Source organism: Paenibacillus apii (assembly GCF_011043685.1).
GTDB lineage: Bacteria > Bacillota > Bacilli > Paenibacillales > Paenibacillaceae > Paenibacillus_AQ > Paenibacillus_AQ sabinae.
The window spans coordinates 262952-283182 of sequence record NZ_JAAKGU010000003.1 but is presented as its reverse complement, the minus strand read 5'-3'; the positions used below and the strand labels follow the sequence as shown (position 1 = coordinate 283182).

The 20231-nt window shown below is 53.8% G+C and carries 20 protein-coding genes and 3 tRNA genes; 15 read left to right on the top strand and 8 right to left on the bottom strand.

Annotated elements, in window-relative coordinates; genetic code table 11:
- Positions 1–171: 171 nt before the first annotated feature.
- Positions 172–2481: a GH36-type glycosyl hydrolase domain-containing protein gene (locus tag G5B47_RS09655; RefSeq protein WP_165097292.1), complete on the bottom strand. Its 2310-nt coding sequence runs from the start codon at positions 2479–2481 to the stop codon at positions 172–174.
- Positions 2482–2549: 68 nt separating this feature from the next.
- Positions 2550–3569, bottom strand: coding sequence for a LacI family DNA-binding transcriptional regulator (locus tag G5B47_RS09650; RefSeq protein ID WP_328804507.1), 1020 nt, complete (start codon positions 3567–3569; stop codon positions 2550–2552).
- A gap of 287 nt (positions 3570–3856) precedes the next feature.
- On the opposite strand from G5B47_RS09650, the gene G5B47_RS09645 reads away from it, so the two are divergent.
- Positions 3857–3928: transfer RNA gene (locus G5B47_RS09645), tRNA-Glu, on the top strand.
- A 96-nt stretch (positions 3929–4024) separates the two neighbouring features.
- Positions 4025–4107: transfer RNA gene (locus G5B47_RS09640), tRNA-Leu, on the top strand.
- 64 nt (positions 4108–4171) lie between these two features.
- Here the strand turns inward: G5B47_RS09640 and G5B47_RS09635 are convergent.
- Together G5B47_RS09635 and G5B47_RS09630 are read right to left on the bottom strand one after the other, a co-directional pair.
- Complete coding sequence (locus tag G5B47_RS09635) at positions 4172–4798, bottom strand: PAS domain-containing protein (protein ID WP_165097286.1); 627 nt, start codon at positions 4796–4798, stop codon at positions 4172–4174.
- 61 nt (positions 4799–4859) lie between these two features.
- Positions 4860–5081, bottom strand: coding sequence for a helix-turn-helix domain-containing protein (locus G5B47_RS09630; RefSeq protein WP_165097284.1), 222 nt, complete (start codon positions 5079–5081; stop codon positions 4860–4862).
- A 146-nt stretch (positions 5082–5227) separates the two neighbouring features.
- Between G5B47_RS09630 and G5B47_RS09625 the strand changes: the two genes are divergently transcribed.
- The 3 genes from G5B47_RS09625 to cysK all read left to right on the top strand — a co-directional run bounded on the left by G5B47_RS09625 (position 5228) and on the right by cysK (position 6834).
- Positions 5228–5596, top strand: a complete 369-nt coding sequence (locus G5B47_RS09625) for a helix-turn-helix domain-containing protein (protein ID WP_165097281.1) — start codon at positions 5228–5230, stop codon at positions 5594–5596.
- Between the two features lie 71 nt (positions 5597–5667).
- A tRNA-Leu gene (locus tag G5B47_RS09620) sits at positions 5668–5750 on the top strand.
- 151 nt (positions 5751–5901) lie between these two features.
- Positions 5902–6834 (top strand): cysteine synthase A, encoded by a 933-nt coding sequence (cysK, locus tag G5B47_RS09615; RefSeq protein WP_165097278.1) that lies wholly within the window; start codon positions 5902–5904, stop codon positions 6832–6834.
- Between the two features lie 152 nt (positions 6835–6986).
- On the opposite strand, the gene G5B47_RS09610 is transcribed toward cysK, so the two are convergent.
- Complete coding sequence (locus G5B47_RS09610; RefSeq protein WP_165097276.1) at positions 6987–7463, bottom strand: glutathione peroxidase; 477 nt, start codon at positions 7461–7463, stop codon at positions 6987–6989.
- A gap of 170 nt (positions 7464–7633) precedes the next feature.
- Between G5B47_RS09610 and G5B47_RS09605 the strand changes: the two genes are divergently transcribed.
- Positions 7634–8068, top strand: coding sequence for an organic hydroperoxide resistance protein (locus G5B47_RS09605; RefSeq protein ID WP_165097274.1), 435 nt, complete (start codon positions 7634–7636; stop codon positions 8066–8068).
- 194 nt (positions 8069–8262) lie between these two features.
- Here G5B47_RS09605 and G5B47_RS09600 read toward each other — a convergent pair whose 3' ends face one another.
- The 3 genes from G5B47_RS09600 to G5B47_RS09590 all read right to left on the bottom strand — a co-directional run bounded on the left by G5B47_RS09600 (position 8263) and on the right by G5B47_RS09590 (position 11322).
- Positions 8263–9405: an ABC transporter substrate-binding protein gene (locus tag G5B47_RS09600; protein ID WP_206107304.1), complete on the bottom strand. Its 1143-nt coding sequence runs from the start codon at positions 9403–9405 to the stop codon at positions 8263–8265.
- Between the two features lie 61 nt (positions 9406–9466).
- Positions 9467–10249 carry an ABC transporter ATP-binding protein gene (locus tag G5B47_RS09595; protein ID WP_235957130.1) on the bottom strand — a complete coding sequence of 261 codons (783 nt, stop codon included), beginning with the start codon at positions 10247–10249 and terminating at the stop codon, positions 9467–9469.
- Positions 10249–11322, bottom strand: a complete 1074-nt coding sequence (locus tag G5B47_RS09590; RefSeq protein WP_165097272.1) for a FecCD family ABC transporter permease — start codon at positions 11320–11322, stop codon at positions 10249–10251. The genes G5B47_RS09595 and G5B47_RS09590 overlap by 1 nt, the downstream gene beginning before the upstream one ends.
- Positions 11323–11655: 333 nt before the next feature.
- On the opposite strand from G5B47_RS09590, the gene G5B47_RS09585 reads away from it, so the two are divergent.
- The 9 genes from G5B47_RS09585 (at position 11656) to G5B47_RS09545 (ending at position 20216) form a co-directional block, all read left to right on the top strand.
- Entirely contained in the window at positions 11656–11934 is a 279-nt protein-coding gene (locus tag G5B47_RS09585; RefSeq protein ID WP_165097270.1) for a hypothetical protein, read from the top strand.
- A 177-nt stretch (positions 11935–12111) separates the two neighbouring features.
- Entirely contained in the window at positions 12112–12507 is a 396-nt protein-coding gene (locus tag G5B47_RS09580) for a thiol-disulfide oxidoreductase DCC family protein (RefSeq protein WP_165097546.1), read from the top strand.
- A 219-nt stretch (positions 12508–12726) separates the two neighbouring features.
- Positions 12727–13890: a P-loop NTPase family protein gene (locus tag G5B47_RS09575; protein WP_165097267.1), complete on the top strand. Its 1164-nt coding sequence runs from the start codon at positions 12727–12729 to the stop codon at positions 13888–13890.
- The gene (locus G5B47_RS09570; protein WP_165097264.1) at positions 13887–15167 is read left to right on the top strand and encodes a CpaF family protein; all 1281 of its coding nucleotides are present in this window, start codon (positions 13887–13889) and stop codon (positions 15165–15167) included. The genes G5B47_RS09575 and G5B47_RS09570 overlap by 4 nt, the downstream gene beginning before the upstream one ends.
- The gene (locus G5B47_RS09565) at positions 15155–16126 is read left to right on the top strand and encodes a type II secretion system F family protein (RefSeq protein WP_328804501.1); all 972 of its coding nucleotides are present in this window, start codon (positions 15155–15157) and stop codon (positions 16124–16126) included. Before G5B47_RS09570 ends, G5B47_RS09565 begins: the two co-directional genes overlap by 13 nt.
- 5 nt (positions 16127–16131) lie before the next feature.
- Complete coding sequence (locus G5B47_RS09560) at positions 16132–17010, top strand: type II secretion system F family protein (protein WP_328804500.1); 879 nt, start codon at positions 16132–16134, stop codon at positions 17008–17010.
- A 12-nt stretch (positions 17011–17022) separates the two neighbouring features.
- Positions 17023–17211 (top strand): Flp1 family type IVb pilin, encoded by a 189-nt coding sequence (locus tag G5B47_RS09555; protein WP_025333663.1) that lies wholly within the window; start codon positions 17023–17025, stop codon positions 17209–17211.
- Positions 17201–17896 carry a TadE family protein gene (locus tag G5B47_RS09550; RefSeq protein ID WP_235957129.1) on the top strand — a complete coding sequence of 232 codons (696 nt, stop codon included), beginning with the start codon at positions 17201–17203 and terminating at the stop codon, positions 17894–17896. Before G5B47_RS09555 ends, G5B47_RS09550 begins: the two co-directional genes overlap by 11 nt.
- Positions 17897–17978: 82 nt before the next feature.
- On the top strand, positions 17979–20216 hold the full coding sequence (locus G5B47_RS09545; protein WP_165097261.1) for a hypothetical protein: 2238 nt from the start codon (positions 17979–17981) through the stop codon (positions 20214–20216).
- Positions 20217–20231: the final 15 nt, after the last annotated feature.

The window sequence follows — 20231 nt, the reverse complement described above, 5'->3', positions numbered from 1 at the left end:
AGGGCGGAGAAAGAAACGGCGGCTTGCCTCCGAGCGGCAGGCCGCCGTATTTTATTCTCGAGTCAGCTTGCAAACCCTTACATAATCAACCGACATTTGTGTCGGCAGCTTTGCTTTGATGATTTCGCCCCATGCCGTTTTAGAAACTCCGGCTCCTCTTTGGCTTCAGGGTTACCCTAGTTCTATAATGATTTCATGGAAAAGCCCGTCTCCCCGGACCGGAATCGTCGTGCCCGCAATTGCCATACCATCCATGACAATGCTCTTCACACCAGACTGAACCCGGTTTTTGTTCAAAATGCGCACGTCGTAGATGTCTCCACGGAAGTTCCGCTTGATCCGACACTCCTCCCAATGCTCGGGAATGACGGGGTGGAGGGTGAAGGAGTCGTAGCCGGGATGAAATCCGAGCATGTATTGAGCGGCCGAGCGGAACATCCAGCCGGCTGTTCCGGTGACCCAGGCAAACATCGTTTGTCCGGCTCGCGGATTATCCGGTCCGAAATACATGTTGGTCAGGGCGTAGGGCTCACAGCCGGAAGCGTCGGATGGGTTCGTCTCGCTGTCGGGCATGATCTTGAGCATGGTGGAATAGGCCGAATTCCCCCGATTCAGGCAGCAATCCGCTACGATCTTGAAGGTGCCCCCGTGGCAGTAGGGGGTGCCGTTCTCCCAGATGCCGGGCACAAAGCCGGTCAAACGGCCGATTGTCGGTTTGTAACTCGTATAAGTGGGATATAGAGTAAGCGGACCATAAGGGGAGTCGAGCCTTTCGTCGACGGCCTTCAGGCATTGTTCCACCCGGTCTCCTTCCGCGATGCCCGCCATGAGCGCCCAGGTTTGACTGTTCAAGTAGAGACTGCCTTCCTGTTCGACATGCGTGCCGACTTTCTCGCCCGCATCGTTGTATCCAGCCAGATACCACTCACCATCCCAACCCGCGTCGTTGACCGCCTGCTTGATCTTCGCCGCCCGTTCCCGCATTTCCCGGCCGAGCTCTTCCTCCTTCCGAATGTCCAAAGCCATCTCCACTACCTGGTTCAGCGCGTAATACAGAGCAATGGAAGTCCAGACACTTTCGCCCTTGCCTCCTACGCCGATGCCGTTCAGGGAATCATTCCAATCTCCATCATGGGCACGGACCAGGTTCCGTTCGCCGGTATCCTCCGAGGAATAGCGGACTGCCGTCAGGATATGCTCCCAGACGGTACCTTCTCCTTCATCCAGGTAAGGAACAAATTCGTTGAGAAAACCGAAGTCCCCGGTTTCCTTGAGGTAAGCGTTGACAGTGGGGGCGATCCAGGTCGGGCCATCAGAGTAGATGTGCGGGTCCAGGGGAAGCCAGCCGCGTACGCAGCGTCCATCCCGGTACTGGTAACGCAAGGTTTCGATGATCTTCTCCTTGGCGAGCTGTGGATTGAAGGAGGCGATAGCCCAGGCGTCCTGAAGCTGATCGCGAAAGCCCTTCCCGGTATCGCGCCCTGCTTCGGCGCATAACTGAACCTGCTGCTTGATCCATATGTTGACGAGATGATTGACTTTTTGGTCGGGAGTGTGGATTTCAATCGTCTCTCGCATCTTCTTCCGGGACTCCAGGAGCGCTGCAAAATCCTGCTCGATCCGTCCCGGCGCGAACAACTTTTCCGCAATCCTGCAAGCCGTATCCGCCGTATCCGCGGCGCCGATCAGAACCGAGTAGCTGTGAGTTTCACCTGGCTTCAGCACAAAGGTGTTCTCCAGCACGCCGACCATATCTTCATTGGAAGCAAGACTGTTCGTACAGTGTCCTCGAACGATCGCATCCGGGGCGCTGATCTGGCCGTAGGTGCCGATAAATGCTTTTCGGCTGCTTTCGAATCCGCTGATTGCATCGCTCGCGGCGATAAATCCGTTGAACCAGGTGTGGGTGCGGTCCTGCGTCGTGTTATGGGCCATGACCATGTGATGCGAAGGATGGTATTCCGTAAATAGGTTGGAGTAATAATTGCTGTAGATTTTATAACCGGTCAGGGAGAATTCCACAAAAGAATAGACGCGAAGCTTGCGTTCCCGTCCGGTGAGGTTGCCCAGCGAGAGCGTCCAGATTTCCGCCGGGTCCTCTTGGTTGATGAATACCCGGGCCTCAGCCAAAATGCCGTCGTAAGCCGCCGATAACTTGGTGTAGCCGAGCCCGTGAGTGCAGCTGTAAGCGTCCAGCTCCCGGTTGACCGGATACCAGCCCGGGTTCCAGAATTCCCCGGTTTCTTCGTCGCGGATATAGAAATAACGGTTGCCGTTCTTGATGATCACGGCTCGGCCTTTTCCCTCCTGATCGATATAGGCCGCGGCCCGGTCACCGTATGCTCCGATGCCTCCGCCAAGCTGATTCACGCCGGACAGAAGCAACGGATTCCACAAGTAATTCATCATCGGGCGAGGGGTGCGAGGGGTAGTGAATATGAATTCGGTTCCATCCTCAGAAAAATGACCAAAGCTGCTCATTATGGCATCCTCCTTATTATGGGGAACGTTCCCCATTCGTTGAAAAAAATAATAAGCCGGGCAAACCGTTAAATCGGCTCGGACGGGTGCTCGGAAATTAGATTTCGGCAGGTGTTGCCTTCTTTTAGCTCCGGCTGAAAAAGGCGCACCATCTTTTCGGGGAGAGTCCCCGCAATCAGCGCGGCCACCAGTTCAACGGCGGCTGCGGCCACGTCGGATAAGGGCTGGGCGAGGGAGGTGAGTTCGAGTGGTCCGGGCTTGAAGCTGAGCAATCCGACCAGATGGTCAAAGCCAATAACCGATAGGTCGTCGGGAATGCGGCATCTGGCTTGACTAAGAGTATCCATCATCTCATACGCAATCAAATCGTTGAAAACAAACACAGCCGTCGGTTTATCCTTCATGCCGAGCAGCCGTTCGGCTGCCTTTGCTCCGCAGCCGATGGTTCCGCTTGTGACGATGAACGATTCGGGCGGAGCGGAAAGCCCGCGTTCCTCCATCGCCGTTGTAAAACCGTTCTTACGGTCCAACGCCACAAGGTGCTGCAGATTACCTGTGACGTGCACGATCTTCCGATGGCCCAGTTCGTATAAATAGTTCACCGCTTGAGCGGCCCCCGACAGGTTGTCAATCAATACGTTGGGAATGGAGAGGTGTTCAAAGTGATTCTCAATGACCGCAAAAGGAAAATGAACCGCGGTGAGCATCTCGATCAGCGGTAGATCCTCCTCCGCGCTCCCGAATAAAATGATGCCATCCGCCGCGCCGCCCATGAAATACCGGATATAATGCCGTTTCGAATCCGGGTCGGAATTGCAGCTGCAAAACACCAAACGGTAACCGCTTTCCATTGCATGCTGCTCCAACTGCCCCGCTAACTCCGTGTATAAGGGGGAACGGAACGAATCATAGACGACGCCGATGACACCGGTCTTGCTGGTGACCAGGCTCCGTGCGGCGATATTGGGAGTGTAGTGCAAGGCTGCTGCCGCTTCCAGTACCCGCTTCCGGGTTTCCGCATGAACCCCATACTGCTGATTCAGCACTTTGGATACCGTAGTCTTGGAAACGCCGGCCTTCTTGGCAATATCCAGGATGCTTGCGATTTCGAGCTCCTCCTTCCAGCCTTATAATGGGTGGGGAACGTTCCCCAAAATGATCGTATCCCATATTCCGGAAAAGCACAAGATCTGTTTTGGCATCTAAGCAAAAAACAAAGGAAGGGAAGGTATTATAAGATAACTCCAGAACAACATACATTCGTTTACGTTTACAATTATGTATCCATAAATGAATGTATTTAATTTATTAAAAAAAGTGCTTGTCAGATAAATAGAGATTTGCTATAATCATTTTTGTTGTGACACTAAAGTGCGGCCCGTTGGTCAAGGGGTTAAGACACCTCCCTTTCACGGAGGTAACAGGGGTTCGAATCCCCTACGGGTCATATCTTCTTCGAACCAGGGATGAGAACCCCAAAAGGTTCGTCGGAGCATCGGCATCGTAAGGAATATGCGAAATCTATTCTCTACGGGTCATATAAGCGGTAGTGGTGGAATGGCAGACACGCTATCTTGAGGGGGTAGTGGGCGTACGCCCGTGGAGGTTCGAGTCCTCTCTACCGCATAACAACCAAGAAAGAATCCTGAGAAATCGGGGTTCTTTTTTTATATCAATTGCAGATCTTTACTTACTCCGCCAACCCGTTCAAAACGCGTGCATATTGCGGATATAGCTGGGCGATGCAGGACGGGCAAATATCATGGGTCAGTTCGACATGAAGCTCCTGTTGGAGAAAGCGTTCGATGGGAACCCACTGCCCGCCCTTGCGGACGGATTTGCAGGAAGCACAGATCGGCACGAAAGGCAGAGGCTTCCGATAATGGGTCATAACCGGCGCCTTGGCAGGAGATGAATCGGTTACAGAAGCGGTATAACGGTGGGACAGCAGTACAAAAGCGGTCGCCCCGTTTGACTCTTCCGGTATGGGGAGAGCCTCGATTTGAAACCATTTTCCTCCCCTCAGAAAAGGTGGCATGGGAAACCGGCCGCTGTAAACAAGGCGTTCGCCCAGAAAGATGGACTGGATCGCCTGAAGAAGCTCGCTCATATAGTCCGACGGCAGAACAAGCTCCCGCATCAGTTCAAAATAATCCGTACCCGTCCACTCAAAGCGTGCCGAGAGGCCGGCGGCAATCCCGCATTCTCTCCATGAATCATTCACTTCGGTGATAAGACCTCGTCTGTCGATAGCGAGCACGCTGCCGGGGAGAGAGCGGGTCAGATGAATAACAAGGGACAAAGCGCTTTCAGGCAAAAGAATCGCTCCTTGACATGATTCAGGATGAAATACTAAGATTAGTCGGGAAAAATATAGCTCATTCATCACCCGGTTCACCCGGAATGGCAGGAGGTATGTTAAGCAAACGGTCGACTTGCCGGCGGTAGCGCATGGCCCGGCGCGTTCCGTAGATGAGATTGGACAGTCGGTAGGGCGGTATACCGTACAGTTGGCAAAAGTCCTTCTGACTCAGCCGCATCTCCGCCAGACGCTGCTTGATGGCCCATCCGTAGGGGGTTATGGGCTTTTTGCTGCTCATCTTGCTCACCTCTTATCGACATTCCAGCCGTATGATATAATGGGTTAAGGCATAAGATTAGTCAATTATATACTTTTTTACGTCATTTTACAATAAATAATGACTTATATAAGTAATTTGTCATAATTTCGGAAGGCGGTTTGGAAATGCAGTCCATTTATGATCGAATTGAGCTTTTGATTAGCAAAAAAGGCATCACCAAAAAAGCATTCTGCGAGCAGCTCGGCATCAGTACAGGCAATTTGGGAGATTGGAAGCGGGGCAAGTCCACGCCCGGAACGCATAAATTAATCGAAATCGGCGCTTTTTTTGGCGTCAGTCTGGACTGGCTCATCTTGGGCAAGAACTCTCCGTCCATACTGCGTGAAGGAAGCGAGGATTATTTTTTTGAGCAAATACGGCAATCCGATTGCCAATTTGATGAGCTGGAGCCTCGTGAGAAGGAATTTATCAAGGAATATCTCGCTTTTTCTGAATACCGCAGACGGAAACAGGATGAACAGCCTCCCGAATAAATTTAAGCTTTACTTTTGAGAAATAAGCGAGTATAATAACTTGTGTTGGTCTCAAAAAGATCATTCGCCGCGCGGTAGTGGTGGAATGGCAGACACGCTATCTTGAGGGGGTAGTGGGCGTACGCCCGTGGAGGTTCGAGTCCTCTCTACCGCATACAGTAAGAAGCCTTGCGCAGCAGGGCTTCTTTATTTTTTATGTATGGATTTTACAAGTGATATAAATTCCAGTATGATCATAATGCCGAGTTTTTGTATTGGAATAAATGAGCGCGATTCTTGAAATTTTAATTTTGGAGGGTGTATCTATGGGGAAAATCGCTAAGAATTTGACCGATCTGATTGGACATACGCCGCTTCTCGAATTGTCCAGTTTCAAAGAGGACGGGGCGGAAGCGAACATTCTGGCCAAGCTGGAGTATTTCAATCCTGCGGGCAGTGTGAAGGACCGGATCGGGTACGCCATGATCAAGGATGCCGAAGAAAAGGGCCTTATCAACAAAGAGACGACCCTTATCGAGCCGACAAGTGGAAACACCGGCATCGGTCTTGCCTTTGCGGCGGCGGCTTTGGGATACCGTTTGATTATTATTTTGCCCGAGTCCTTCAGTACGGAACGGCGGAAGCTTCTGAAGCAGCTCGGGGCAGAACTTGTGCTGACCCAGGCTTCGGAGGGGATGGCGGGCGCAATCCGCAAAGCGGAGGAGCTGGCCGCCGATATCCCCAATTCCTACATCCCGCAGCAGTTTGAAAATCCGGCCAATCCCGAAATTCACCGGAAGACGACGGCCGAAGAAATCTGGAACGATACCGAGGGAAAAGTGGATATTTTCGTCGGCGGCGTAGGTACAGGAGGAACGGTCACGGGAGTCGGCGAGGTTCTCAAGGAGCGCAATCCGCAAGTGCGTATTGTGGCCGTGGAACCGGCCGGTTCGCCTGTTCTGTCGGGCGGGCAGCGGGGACCTCATGCGATTCAGGGCATTGGCGCGGGCTTTGTGCCGGCGAACTTTAACCGGGCCGTGGTGGATGAGATTGTTACGGTGAAGAATGAAGAGGCGATACAGACGGCCCAGAAGCTGGCCAGGAACGAAGGGCTGCTTGTCGGGATTTCTTCCGGTGCCGCGGCATTCGCCGCTTATCAGCTGGCCAAAAGACCGGAGAATCAAGGCAAGAATATCGTTGTCATTCTGCCGGACACCGGCGAACGGTACATTTCGACCGATTTGTTTCCAGAGGAATAATAAGCGGCGAGGCCGCAGAACAAGCGGGCAGAGCAGGATCATGGCCCGAGCGTTGTTCACTTGGATAAAACAAAAGGATTGTGCAGCAAGGATGATGCGGCGCAATCCTTTTTTCTTTTTCCCGGGAGAGTATTGACTGCACCGCTGTTCAATTAAAGCAGTGTCTTAATCTCCTCTTCGATGCTTTCGGGCGTCGTTGTCGGGGCAAAGCGCTTCAGCACGCGTCCCTCGCGGTCGACCAGGAATTTGGTGAAGTTCCATTTTACGCTTTTGGAGCCGAGTGCGCCCGGAGCCTCCTTCGTTAAATATTTGTAAAGAGGATGGGCATTGTCGCCGTTGACATCGATTTTTTCATACATCGGAAAGGAGACGCCATAGTTGAGCCGGCAAAATTCCTGGATTTCCTCGCTGCTGCCTGGCTCCTGGGATGCAAACTGATTGCTCGGAAAGCCGAGCACGGCGAATCCCCGGTCTTTAAATTTATCATACAATTTCTGTAGACCTTCATACTGGGGGGTGAAGCCGCATTTGCTGGCCGTATTCACAATAAGCAGCACTTTGCCTTCGTATTTGGACAAGGATTCTTCTTGACCGCTCAGGGTATTGGCCTGGTAATCATACACGCTCACGGATGGGCCTCCTTTGAATGGATATATTTTTTACAATTCAATTTTAAACTATTTAAATCTCAGGTCAATGTCTTTTCGGAAAATGACGGAAATTATCGTTTCAAATTCTGCCCCAAGTTTAATAAATGGTTGTACTGCGTACAAATTGGTTAAATAAGGAGATGTTATTCATGAAAGCATTGTATACGGCTACCGCAACGGTTCGCGGCGGACGTGAAGGCTCATTTGAATCCTCCGACGGCGCCTTGAAGCATAATCTCAGCATGCCCAAAGAGTTGGGCGGTCCGGGAGGTTCCGGTACGAATCCCGAGCAGCTGTTCGCTGCAGGATACGGCGCCTGCTATGAAAGCGCATTGGCCAATGTTGCCCGCAAGGAGGGCGTCAAGCTCCAGGATGTGGAGGTTACGTCCAATGTATCGATCGGCAAAGACGAGAGCGACGGCGGCTTCAAGCTGTCCGTGCGGCTGGATGTGAAGATGTCGGGAGTAGACCACGATAAAGCGGAGGATTTGGCGAAAAAAGCTCATGCATTCTGTCCGTATTCCAAAGCGACGAGAGGCAATATCGACGTTGAGCTAAATGTGTTGGAACTCAGCCGGCAGTAATCCATTAACCTTAATAAATAGACCCGTTTCCCGCAGCGATGCGGAAGACGGGTCTGTTTTTTTGATAATATCAGAAAGTATAAACTTCAAAGACCAGACTTCCTGATATTGCAAGAAAAACAACCGTTAAAGAGGGATTCGGCAACATCTTCGAGAGGCTCCGATTGGAGTTTTTCTTACAGAGTAGGCCGGTGTTATTTTACCGGAGGCTTACTGTCGATGATCAGCTGAGCTTCTTCTTTTGTAAGGTCGTAATTCAAAAACTGCTTATAGAAGCTTACGGTTTCCTGCACCATGTCAAGACCTTGGAACAGATCGGGATGCAGCGTTTTGGCCGCCCATTGGATTTGCAGCGCCGCTTCGGCGCCGTAACGGTCCCAGAGGAAAGCGCCGCTCGGGTTGTTATACACATGGCCGTTCTTGACGGCGTTCAGTGTCTTCCAGGCAGGATCGTCCATGATGTGGTCGGTATCCGCTAGCCCGCTGCCGATCATAATGTAATCCGGATTCCAGGAGATGATCTGCTCAAGGCTTACCGGCTTCATGTTGCCGCTTAGCTCCTCTGCCGCGTTGATGCCCCCCGCCACTTCAATCCAGTTCTGGATCATGGTGTTCTTGCCGTCCACCTGAAGCGGTGACAGGGACTGAATGTGCAGCACTTTGGGCTTGACGGAGTTTGGGATTTTGGAAGTCACGGCTGTTATTTCTTTCAGCTTCCCGTCCAGATAATCGATAAAGGAGTCAGCCCGCCGGCTTGCATCGTCTCCAAGGATTTGACCCGTAAGGCGGAAACACTCTTTCATCTCGTCAAAATTCGTAAAGTTCAGCGCCACTGTGGGAATTCCCGCATTTTCCAGAGGCTGGATCAGCGGAGAACCGGTTGATGCAAAGGCGATATCGGGCTTGTTCTTCAGCACCTCTTCCATTTGCGCTTCGGATTTGGTGAAGGCGGTAACGGCGTTGTTCATCTGCGGATTCACTTTGTACAGCCAGGGAACCGACTTGGGGGTGGAGATGGTGGATACGATTTTACTGCCTGCTCCAAGAATCGTGACAACCTCATTATGAGCCGGCCAAGTATCGGCGATCTTGTTGATCTGCGCGGGAACCGTAACCTGGCGTCCGTCGGTATCCGTAATAGTCTTGCCAGTCCCGGAGGCCTCTGCCGCTTGTGCCTGTGATGCTTGTGGCGAGGCAGAAGACGAGGCGGAACTTCTATTTGCATTATCCCCACCGCATCCTGCCAGAACCAGGATTAATGCAGCGGACAGCATTAACGCGGTTAAGCGTTTTTCCTTCCGTTTACGATACACATTACAATTCAGTTTGCTAAGCATGATAATACCTCCTGTTTGATTATGGGGAAACGTCATTCAGACGTTCCTGGGCAATTTGGCTTTACGCTTGCATAAGCGGTATGCAGGTCTTCACTTTCTGTCCATTTGCGGCGGTAAACTCAGCTACCTCAACATCAATGCCGTAAGCGGATTTCAGATTTTCGGAGGTTACGACTTCTTTTACGGTGCCTGCCAAAAAAGGCTGTCCCCGGCGCAATAGCGCCGCCTTGTCAGAGCACAAAAAAGCATGGTCCGGAAAATGCGACGTCATGACGACCGTCATTCCCCGATTGCTGAGCAGCCGGATCTGTTCCAGCATCCGAATCTGGTTGCCGAAATCGAGATTGGACGTCGGCTCGTCCATAATCAGGATGTCAGACCGCTGCGCCAGCGCCCGAGCGACCAGGACCATTTGCCGCTCTCCGCCGCTCAATTCCGTATAGATCCGGTCCCGGAGGGGGTGAATCTGAAGACTGTGCAAGGCTTCATCTGCAATGCGCTTATCTTTGGCATTTGGTGCCGCGAACCAGCCGAGATGGGCGGTGCGGCCCATTGTCACCACATCGATGACACGATAAGGGAATGGAGCGCTGTGCGCCTGGGGAACATAACCTATGGCCCGGGCCAGCATCTGTCTCGACCACCCCGCCGTGCTTTGTCCATCGATACTAATGGTTCCTCCCAAGGGCTTCAGGAAAGAAAGCAGGGTTTTGAACAAGGTTGTTTTTCCTGCGCCGTTGGGACCAAGCAGGCACATAATCTCTCCGGCCTTTACCGAAAAAGAGACATCTCTGACCACAGGCTTGCCGTCATATCCGCAGGTGAGATCCTGGATTTCCAGCATTATTCCCAGCCCCTTTTTCCAGAAATGAGCAGCACAATGAAAAAGGGAGCGCCGATTAGGGCGGTCAAAATTCCAAGCGGGATTTCCAGGGTAAGCGCGCTGCGGGCAATATCATCGACAAGCAGCAAATACGCTGCGCCGTAAAGCGCGGAGACAGGCAGCAGCACTTTGTAGTTAGGCCCGACAACCATGCGGGAGAGATGCGGCACGATTAGACCTACCCAGCCAATGATTCCGCTGACGGAAACGGCGGCGGCGGTCAGCAGCGTGGAGCTGATGATGGTGATGAACCGGATGCGCGTTGTATTGACGCCCAGCGCCTGGGCTTCTTCCTCGCCGAAAGACAGCACATTCAGCTTCCAGCGCAGCAGGAGCAGCGGCGTCAAACCGATCAGCACGAGCGGAGCAAGGATGATGAGATCATTGGGTCCGGTGAGAGACAAGCCGCCCATCAGCCAGAACGTGATGGCGGGAAGCTTGTTGTCAGGATCAGCAGCCAGCTTGGTGATTGACGTAAGCGCAGTGAACACGGTGGAAATGACGATCCCGGTCAGTATGAGGGAAAGCACCGCTCCGCCTCTGCGGCTGACAAGCGATCCGATGAAGGTGGTCAGCGCCACCGCCCCCATGCCCATCAGGAACGACAAGAGCTGAATGCCGGCAGGGCCATACGACAGGAGCATCGCCAGCGCCGCGCCGAATCCCGCTCCGGCCGAGGCACCCAAAATATCCGGCGATACCATCGGATTGCGGAACAAGCCCTGGTATGAAGCGCCGGCAGCGGCCAGCGCCCCGCCGACCAGCAGAGCGGCGGCGATTCGCGGAATACGCACATGGAGCAAGACGATGCTTGTGGAAGCCGGTCCCGGATCGGGCAATCCAAGCAGATGGGCCCGAATGATACCCGCCATCTGCGGCAGCGAAACGCTGTAACGCCCCATGGTAAAGGACAGGAGCAGGACGGCAATCGGCAGCCCGAATATCAGAACGATGCGAACTGCCCGTTTGAGCATGCCGCGAAATTCTGCCGGATGACCGGGTATAGCGTAAGTTTGGTTTCTCTTCGAGTTCATTCTGCATCCTCCCTTTCTGAAAATATTCTGAAACCGAATGTTTTTTACATTTTGATATAAATAGAAAAGTTTAGTTGTGACATTTTGCATAAATAAATTATATTTATATATATTTAGATATATTTTGAATGTTGAAAAACGGCTTCTCTGCTTGGTTCACAACCGCTTTTATCCAAATTTGAACATTTACCGTTTTTTTTGTTTTTTTCAGCTGGCGTCTCCTCTCGGCTTCGGTTGACATCACTCCTAAAATTCTTTAAGATGTCTAAGTATCTGTACTTTCGAACGAGAACATATTGGACGAGCCAAAATTAAAGATAACAGGTGATGAACATGTCTTATAAACCGGTAATTACGAACGTGACAAAGGCCAGCAGCAACGACAAGGATGGGCTGTACGAATTCATTATCAAGCTAGCCGACGGAACGGAGTGCCGCGCGTTCTACCATCGGTTTCCGGAGTGGAGAATGACGAACATCAGCCGTCTGCTCAAGACACCATGCCCAATTTGCCGCAAGGATTTCATCTGTAAATGTATGGAAGCCTTCACCGGTGAACTGGAAGACCAAATGATCGGCGATAACTGGATTGAGAAGACGACAGCTGAGTAAAGACGGACAGAAATGTGGAGACGCGGGAAATTTCCCGCGTTTTTGTTTTGCCGAAAAATGGGGAAGGATAGAGTATACAGAAAGGAGCGGACCCGGATGAGCCATACGAAAAGGAAGGAAAAGGCTGTCTTGGAGGTGAGGGGAGACCAGGAACATACCATAAAACCTGCGGATACCATGAAGACGTCCATCGTGCTGATCGACGGTGTGTGCCATTTGTGCGGTTGGCTTGTGACTTTTATTATTCCCCGCGATCCCGCAGGGCGGTTTCGCTTCGCGCCGCTGCAGAGCGACATTGGCCGTAAGCTTCTGCAACAAGGCGGACTTGATGCGGATCGGCTGGACACGGTCGTACTAGTGGAAAAAGGCGAGTATTACACGGAGTCGGCGGCAGCCCTCCGCATTCTGCGCGGGCTCCGTTTTCCCTGGCCGGCCGCGTATTTGCTGATCGCCGTGCCCGCTCCGCTGCGCAACAGGCTGTACCGGTACGTTGCGAGGAATCGCTACCGCTGGTTCGGACGCGACGAGCAGTGCCTTTTGCCTACGCCGGATATCCGGCGGCGTTTCTTATAAGTCGGGGAATTGGAGCCCGATTATTCCGATTTTTAAATATTGCCGCTTCCCGATAAGTGTGCTAGTATAACTGTAAATTATAGGGATAGCAACGGAAGCACCGTTCATTTAGCCGCTTGTCGCGGTTATGAGCGGTGCTTTTTTTGTTGTTTCTATACTATTTATTGGATATTTGTCCGGTTCCCGCAGCTACGGGGACTGAGGAAAGGGGAGGATGAAATGACCGCCAGCCTCGTGCTCGCCGTGCGTGAAACCCAGTACATCGAACCGCTGCTGCATTACGTCCAGCATAGCGAGTATGGCGAAATGCTGAATATCAAGGCGTTCAGCCGAATGGAAGCTTTTACCGAGTACATGAAGGGCGGGGAGACACCGGAGGCGATTGTCGGCGATCCGGCATTCATCGAAGCGTGGCTGCTTGGGGGCCGGGCGGCGGTGCCGTGGGCCATTCTGGAAGAAGCGGGCGACATGGCGTCCGGGAAGAACAAGAGCGTTATTGGCGGCAAGAGAATTGCAAAATATCAGGCGCTGCCGGCGCTGCTCGCCTTTATGCTGCAGCTGTGCGACATTCAGCGAAGCCGTATGGCTCCGACCCTGAACGAAGGCACAATGCTGCTGGGAGTGGTATCGGGAAGCGGCAGCAGCGGTAAAACGACGGTTGCGATGAACATAGCTAAGCAGCTCGGGAGCCAGGGATTATCCGTCTTTTATCTGAATCTTGAAACGGTTGACAGCAGCGGGCTGTTCCTGCGGCCTCCAGGGGGGAATGGTCCGGGGCTTGAGCGGCTTCTCTACGAGATCCAGGCGACGAGAGACACCGGGAGTACTTTTGCGATCAACATAGGACATTACGCGGTCCGGCAGGAAGTGCTGAGCTGCGACACGTTCAGGCCCATAGGAAATGTAAAGGAAATGCAGCAGATGAGCGCAAGAGATGCACAGGAGCTGCTGGAGCTGCTGGCTGCGGATGGCGGTTACGATGCTGTTATTGTCGATACCGGCAATATCGGGGATGAGCGGACCGAAGCGGTGCTGCAGCGCTGCGAGCACCTTGTCTGGGTGCTGCGGGACGACGAGGTGAGCATGTTCAAGACAGGGAAATGGCTGCATCATTTGACCTCCCCCGATGCCGGGAAGAATGGGGATTTGCTCGGCAAGAGCCTGTTCGCGGTGAACTTCGCAAGGGAGAATAACCCGCAGACGCCATTACCGGAAGGCTTGATGCCGGATGTCGTTCTGCCCTTCATCTCTTCGTGGAGCTTGCCGAACAGAGGAGAGCTGAGTCTCAATTCACCGCAGTTTCAGCGCGGTATTCTGAAGCTGTACGGGATGATTACGGGACTTGCGCTGCCGGGGCTGGCTTCAGGCGGAGAGAGTGTATGAATGACGAACTGTTCCGTAAGCTTCGCGGCGAAATACGCTCTGGGCTGGATATGACCTCCTCCGTCGGAAACGGAGAACTGATCTCGCATATTGAAAGGACGATTTTTGAGCAGGAAGAGCTGCGGCGCTTAACGGCTCAGGAGAAGCACAGGCTTGTCCGGAGGCTGTTTGATTCTTTTCGCGGTCTGGACGTGCTTCAGCCGCTTGTGGACAATCCGGCCATCAGCGAGATTATGGTGAACAGCTATGAGGATATTTTTGTCGAGGAGGAAGGGGAAATCCTCCGGCTGCCGCTGGCGTTCGAATCGGCTTCGAGACTGGAGGATATTATCCAGATCGTCGTTTCCGATGTCAACCGCGTCGTCAATGAATCGTCGCCGATTGTCGATGCCCGGCTGAAAGACGGGTCGCGGGTCAATATTGTGCTCCCGCCCATTGCGCTGAAGGGACCGGCGATGACGATCCGCAAGTTTCCCGAGTCGCCGATGACAATGGAAGACCTTGTCCGCAGGGAGGCCATCAGCCGGGAAGCGGCCGGCCTGCTCAAGACGCTCGTTGCCGCCAAATACAACATCTTTATCAGCGGCGGAACAGGTTCGGGCAAGACGACTTTCTTGAACGCCTTATCCCAGTTCATTCCGCCGCAAGAGAGAGTCATTACAATCGAGGATTCGGCGGAGCTGCAAATCATAACCGTGCCGAATCTGGTGTCGCTGGAGACGAGGAACGCCAATACGGAGGGCAAAGGAGAAATCTCCATCCGCGATCTAATCCGCTCGTCGCTGCGCATGCGGCCGAACCGGATTGTTATCGGCGAGGTGCGCGGCACCGAGGCCTTGGATATGCTGCAGGCGATGAACACCGGACATGACGGATCTCTTTCAACCGGACATGCCAACAGCGCCCGTGACATGATCAGCAGGCTCGAGACAATGGTGCTGAGCGGCGCCGATCTCCCGGTAGCCGTCGTGAGGCAGCAGATCGGCTCGGCGATCGATATTTTTGTCCATCTGGCGAGGCTGCGCGACCGTTCGCGGAGGGTTACGGAGATCAGCGAGGTCATGGGGCTGGAGGGAGGAGAAGTGAAGCTGAATCCGCTGTATATGTTCCGCGAAACCGGCGAAGGTGACGGCCGCCTGAAGGGTGAGCTGGAAGCTTGCGGCAACCCTTTGCGGAATACGGCAAAGCTGGTGATGGCGGGAATAGCCTCTACTCCGCTGGATCGGTTTGGCGGTGAAATTATGAGGGGAGGAGAGACGGACGGATGTTCAAAATGACGGGAAAGGGCCGGGCACCGGGGAATTTGCTGCCAGCCGGAATTGGACCGGGCAGCCGCGAACAGGCACATGCCATGGATGCCCATCTTCATTCCGGCGAAAGGCAGGTTAAGCGCGATATCACGCGGGTTGGCCGGGGAACAGCCGGTTATGCCAAGGCTCCAACCATCCAAAGCAGCACCGGACAGGCGGGAAGGGGAAGTGCCTCGGCGCAGCAGCTGCCAGATTACACGGTGTATACGCTGAATAAGCGGCAGAGCATCGTTTCGGCAGCGGCCGGCGGGCTGATCTTGTTTGGAATCGGCTATTTGTTCTATCACAACCCGCTGATTGCCTTGGTGCTGTCGGCGGGAGGTTACTTTGCCCCGCGTATTTGGCGGGATTACCTGAAGAAGCGCCGGCGCGCCGCGCTCAATCTGCAGTTTAAGCAGATGCTGTTCTCGCTGTCCTCCTCGCTGTCCGCCGGAAGGTCGGTGGAGAACGCCTTTCGCGAAGCGGTGCAGGATTTGAAGATGCTGGACCCGGAAGGCGGCAGCGATATGATTGCCGAGCTGAACATTATCTGCGCGCGGCTTGAATACGGACAGCCCGTCGAAGAGGCGCTGCAGGACTTCAGCAGGAGGGCGGGAATGGAGGATATCCGGCGGTTCGCCGATGTCTTCTCCGTCTGCAAACGGACGGGTGGAGACCTGGTGGAGGTGGTGCGCCGCACCTCGAGCATTATCGGCGAGAAGCTGGATATTCAGCAGGAAATTGCCGTCAGCGTTTCGCAGAAACGGTTCGAGTCCAAGGCCCTGCTTGTTTCTCCGCTGGTTATGCTGCTGTTTATGAGCTTTAGCGCCGGAGATTATATGCAGCCGATGTATAGCGGAGTCGGCATCATTATCTCGACGTTTGCGCTGGCTTCACTGATTCTCTGTTATTTCTGGACAAGCAAAATCATGGACATTCCGCTGTAAGGAGAGTGGGAAATCTGAGATGGATTTGCGGGTTGGCCGCTATTACGCTTGCCTTAAGCTGGATCGTGCTCCGTGCCATGAGCGGGAAAAGATACATTGCCCTCCGGACTTTGCCTGTGGAAGGCCTTCGTCTGCGCCAAGTTTCGGAGCCGATGCTTATGTTGCTGGAGAAGGGTGGTATCGCCCGGAGATTTCCGGTATTCGTCTTTCGGCTGCAGCGATCGGTGCAGCAGATCTACGGGCAGCGCCACAGCGCGGAAATAACGCTGCTGTTCATGGGCGAAATGCTGGCCTACGGCTGGCTGTTCGCCTTGGGAGGCAGCAGCCTTACGATGCTTAGCGGTGAACCGGCCGCGTTCGTTCTTGGGATGTTGTTGGCTGTCCTGCTACCGGCCGCGCTTGCAGCCGATCTGCACAAAAAGGTCAAGCTCCGCGAACAGCTCATTATGATGGAGCTGCCGGATCTGCTAAGCGGAATCGTGCTGCTGGTCAGTGCGGGGGAAACGGTGCAGCGAGCGATTACGCGCTGTCTGGAAAGCCGGAAGAATGACGATCATCCGCTGTACCGGGAACTGCTTGTCATGACCGGCGAGTGGGAGAAGGGCTATTCGTTCCAGCAGGCTTTCGAGAATTTCAGCAAGCGATGCGCCGTGCAGGAAGTCTCGCTTTTTACGACGACGGTCCTGCTGAACGTCCGAAGAGGGGGGAGCGATTTCGCGCTTGCGCTTCGCGATTTATCGCGGCTGCTGTGGGAGAAGCGCAAGGCGGTGAGCCGGACGAGAGGGGAGCAGGCTTCTTCGAAGCTCGTTTTTCCGATGGTTGTCATTTTTGTAGTCGTAATTGTATTGGTGGGCACTCCGGCTTTTATGATGATGAATATGTAGGAGGTAGAGAGCATGTTAGCGATTGTGGAGAAGAGCAAAAGTTTTTGGCGGGATGAGGAAGGTCTGGGCACACTCGAAATGATTCTGATTATTGCTGTACTGGTCGCTGTGGTCGTGTTGTTCCGCCAAAAGATTAAAGAGGTGATCTCGGATCTGATCGATACCGCCGGCGAAAAGAGCCAGGAAGTATTTGAAGAATAATCCGAATGCGATGCTGAACAAAATCCGTAACGACGAAGGAAGCTTCACCGTCGAGGCTGCTATGGTGCTGCCGATCATCATGTGCGTAACCATGCTGCTGTTGTTCTTCTGCTTGTACAGCTACCAAAAGTCGATGCTGCTACAAATGGCCTCTTCCGCATCCGAACGCGCGGCCTATAACTGGGACAACAGCCACAAGGCCGGAGACGGATCGTTTCCGCAGGGTGAATACGATTCCCTCTACTGGCGAATTGGAGACGACCGTCTGCTGAGCAGCCTGTTCGGGAGCGGAGAGAACGGCTCAGCCGCAGCCATACAGCTGCCGGATAGCGGAGCGGAAGAGGGCAATCTTCCGGCGGTCAAGCTGGAAAAGTCCGCGATGAGAATTCCGGACAACATCCGGGGGGAAATGAGCTACAGCTATGCCCTTACGGGAAGAAAAGTAAAAACCAGGCTTAAGCGGATGCTGAACCTGCCTGTTCTGGACGAAATTCTTTCGGATGGAGCTGAGCCCGAGGTGGCCGCGCAGTCTCTTGTTGCCGAACCGGTTGAGTTTATCCGCACTGTGGAGTTGATGCGTTACTATGGAGCCAAATTTCGCGGGAACTCAGGAAATGCTGAACCGGAGCAGACCATGCAGAGGCAGGATGCTTCCTCTATGATGACCAAACTGGGCAAACGGTAACTTGGGAGGAACCGGGACTTCCTTCGCAGGACAGCTGTACTTCCGTAATTAGCCGCGCTTATTTTATTGAGAGGGAATAAGGATGAAAAGACAAATGGCGACCCGAATCCGCCGTGCAAAGCGGTTAACAAGCAGATGGAGACAGACCGATGGATCGGTTTCAGTGTTTTTGATTATGGTGCTGGCCTTTGTATTTCTGTTCTCCGCGGTGCTTATCGATTATGCGCGGATGGCTGCCGCCAGTGTGCAGGGCGAGCGGCTGTCCCGGGCGGGCCTGCACTCGGCGATGTCGGCGTATGACGTCGAATTGATGGAACGGTATGGACTGTTTGCCTTCGGCGGAGGTGACGGAGACGAAATCATGGCCCGCGCGCTTGCCGAATCCTTTCATAAAAGCGGCCGCGGCGACGGTTTTAATCTGATCACCTTGGGCCTGGATTCTTCAACGATCGAGTGGAGCCGTCCGCTGGGCAGCTATGGCGCGTTCCGCCGTCAAATAAATGAAGACATGAAATACAAGGCCCCGATTGACTTTGCTTTGGAGCTTGCGGGAAAGTTCAAGCCGCTGTCCGGGGCGATGGAGGAAGCCTCCCGCACAGCGGACTTATTCGCCAAGCTGCAGCCGCTGTATGACAAGCGTGAGGCGGCGCTCGACCGGATGCTGGAACGCAGACGGCAGGCAGCGGAAAGCGCCCGGAGGCCGCTCACGCTTATTAAAAATCCGGCAGCCGGGGGCATTGCCGATAGTTCCATCGGTGCCGTTACGAGCGCTGCGGATATCGCCGCCCAGTACAACGATTATGTGTGGAAGACCACTCTGGACATGAATAGAGGACCGAAGAAACCGCCGATGTATACCGACGTTACCGCTTCTTATCTTGAGCAATCGGCAGCGGTTCTGTCCAGACTTGGAGGCGAGCTTTCCGCCTGGCAGAATGATCACGCCGTCCTTATCCGGCAGGCGAGCGATGCGCTTCATGAAACGAGGACAATAAACGAGCAAATTCGCGAAGCCATCAATCAGAACAAAAACGGCAGTGCAGGAAGCGGTTATGCTTCTGCCGATTCCTGGGATATCCCGAATACGCAGCCAGGAGCGGCTCGCCCCAACTTGCGTGAGCAAGCCGAGCAGCTATTGCTGGATTCGGCGGACCTTAGCCGCATGGAAAATAGTCTGGCGGAACAGGAAGCGGCTTATCGGGCTGCTCACTCCCGGGCTTCCTCCCTTCCGGAGGAGATAGACCCGTATTGGGGACGAAACAGCTACGCGATGAAGGATGCGGTGACCGGTGCTGCGGGCGCCCTTGACGCCTATTTGCGCGATTACGGGAACGGTGGAGGCGTGATCGGCCGGGAAGCGGACGAAATCGGGAAGCACCGCGGCTCGGACAATCAGAGAAAACAACTGGAACAAGAAGCGAAGACCAAGCTTCAGGAGGCGCTAAAGATTGTCGACGCTCTTCGCCATCTGGGCGGCGGTGCAAAAGAAGCGCTGGAGCGCTACGAATTATTGAATCAATACTATGAAGAAAGTATCGATTATAACAAAGGCCTGGCGGAAAGCTCGGCAGATGCGCCTGCGGATAGCGATCCTTACGCCGCTGAAAGCGCGGCTATGGACCAAATGGACAACCTTTACGAAGCGATTGGCAGCGTGCTGCTTGCTTCAAGGGACAGGCTGTTTCAAAGCGAATATGCCGCGCAATATTTTCCTCATTTTGATGTGTCGCAGCTGTCGGGAATAGCCGAAGGCTCGGTTGAAGAGGTAGGTGAGCGGCTAAAAGAGCACCTTGATCCGCACAGCCAGGAGCTGGAATATATCCTGTACGGCTTCAATCAGCCGGGGCTGAATGTAGGGGCTGCATACAGTGAAATTTTCACGGCCCGGCTCGCTATCCGCACGATGGAGGGCTTTGTGAAAAGGGCAGAGCTTGGCAATCCGCTGCTGGTTGCGGCGGCGGCACTGGTGTATGGGTTGACGGAAGCGGTCAAGGATATGATTATGCTCTGCCGCGAGGGGGGCGTTCCTTTATCCGAATTCGTTCCCGTCAAGCTAACCTATCGGGATTATTTGCGCCTGTTTTTGGTGCTGCATGGCTCGGGAGAGGCAGAGCTTTCCCGGATGCTGGCTTTGATCCGGCTGAATACGGGCGTTAATCCGGCAGAGAGAAGCACATACGCTTCCGCTGAAGTGCGTTTAGGAATGAGGCTTTGGTTCCTGCCCGGCATCATGAAGCTGCTTCAACATACGGGCGCGGTTCCGGGAGAGGTTGAGGGTCATACTTATTTCAGATCGGTGAGGGCGGACTTTGCGTACTGACGGGAGGCAGCGAGG

Coding starts and splice junctions, on each gene's coding strand:
- G5B47_RS09655 (WP_165097292.1), bottom strand. CDS start 2,481: ATGAGCAGCTTTGGTCATTTTTCTGAGGATGGAACCGAATTCATATTC.
- G5B47_RS09630 (WP_165097284.1), bottom strand. CDS start 5,081: ATGAGCAGCAAAAAGCCCATAACCCCCTACGGATGGGCCATCAAGCAG.
- G5B47_RS09625 (WP_165097281.1), top strand. CDS start 5,228: ATGCAGTCCATTTATGATCGAATTGAGCTTTTGATTAGCAAAAAAGGC.
- cysK (WP_165097278.1), top strand. CDS start 5,902: ATGGGGAAAATCGCTAAGAATTTGACCGATCTGATTGGACATACGCCG.
- G5B47_RS09605 (WP_165097274.1), top strand. CDS start 7,634: ATGAAAGCATTGTATACGGCTACCGCAACGGTTCGCGGCGGACGTGAA.
- G5B47_RS09600 (WP_206107304.1), bottom strand. CDS start 9,405: ATGCTTAGCAAACTGAATTGTAATGTGTATCGTAAACGGAAGGAAAAA.
- G5B47_RS09595 (WP_235957130.1), bottom strand. CDS start 10,249: ATGCTGGAAATCCAGGATCTCACCTGCGGATATGACGGCAAGCCTGTG.
- G5B47_RS09590 (WP_165097272.1), bottom strand. CDS start 11,322: ATGAACTCGAAGAGAAACCAAACTTACGCTATACCCGGTCATCCGGCA.
- G5B47_RS09585 (WP_165097270.1), top strand. CDS start 11,656: ATGTCTTATAAACCGGTAATTACGAACGTGACAAAGGCCAGCAGCAAC.
- G5B47_RS09580 (WP_165097546.1), top strand. CDS start 12,112: ATGAAGACGTCCATCGTGCTGATCGACGGTGTGTGCCATTTGTGCGGT.
- G5B47_RS09575 (WP_165097267.1), top strand. CDS start 12,727: ATGACCGCCAGCCTCGTGCTCGCCGTGCGTGAAACCCAGTACATCGAA.
- G5B47_RS09570 (WP_165097264.1), top strand. CDS start 13,887: ATGAATGACGAACTGTTCCGTAAGCTTCGCGGCGAAATACGCTCTGGG.
- G5B47_RS09565 (WP_328804501.1), top strand. CDS start 15,155: ATGTTCAAAATGACGGGAAAGGGCCGGGCACCGGGGAATTTGCTGCCA.
- G5B47_RS09555 (WP_025333663.1), top strand. CDS start 17,023: ATGTTAGCGATTGTGGAGAAGAGCAAAAGTTTTTGGCGGGATGAGGAA.
- G5B47_RS09545 (WP_165097261.1), top strand. CDS start 17,979: ATGAAAAGACAAATGGCGACCCGAATCCGCCGTGCAAAGCGGTTAACA.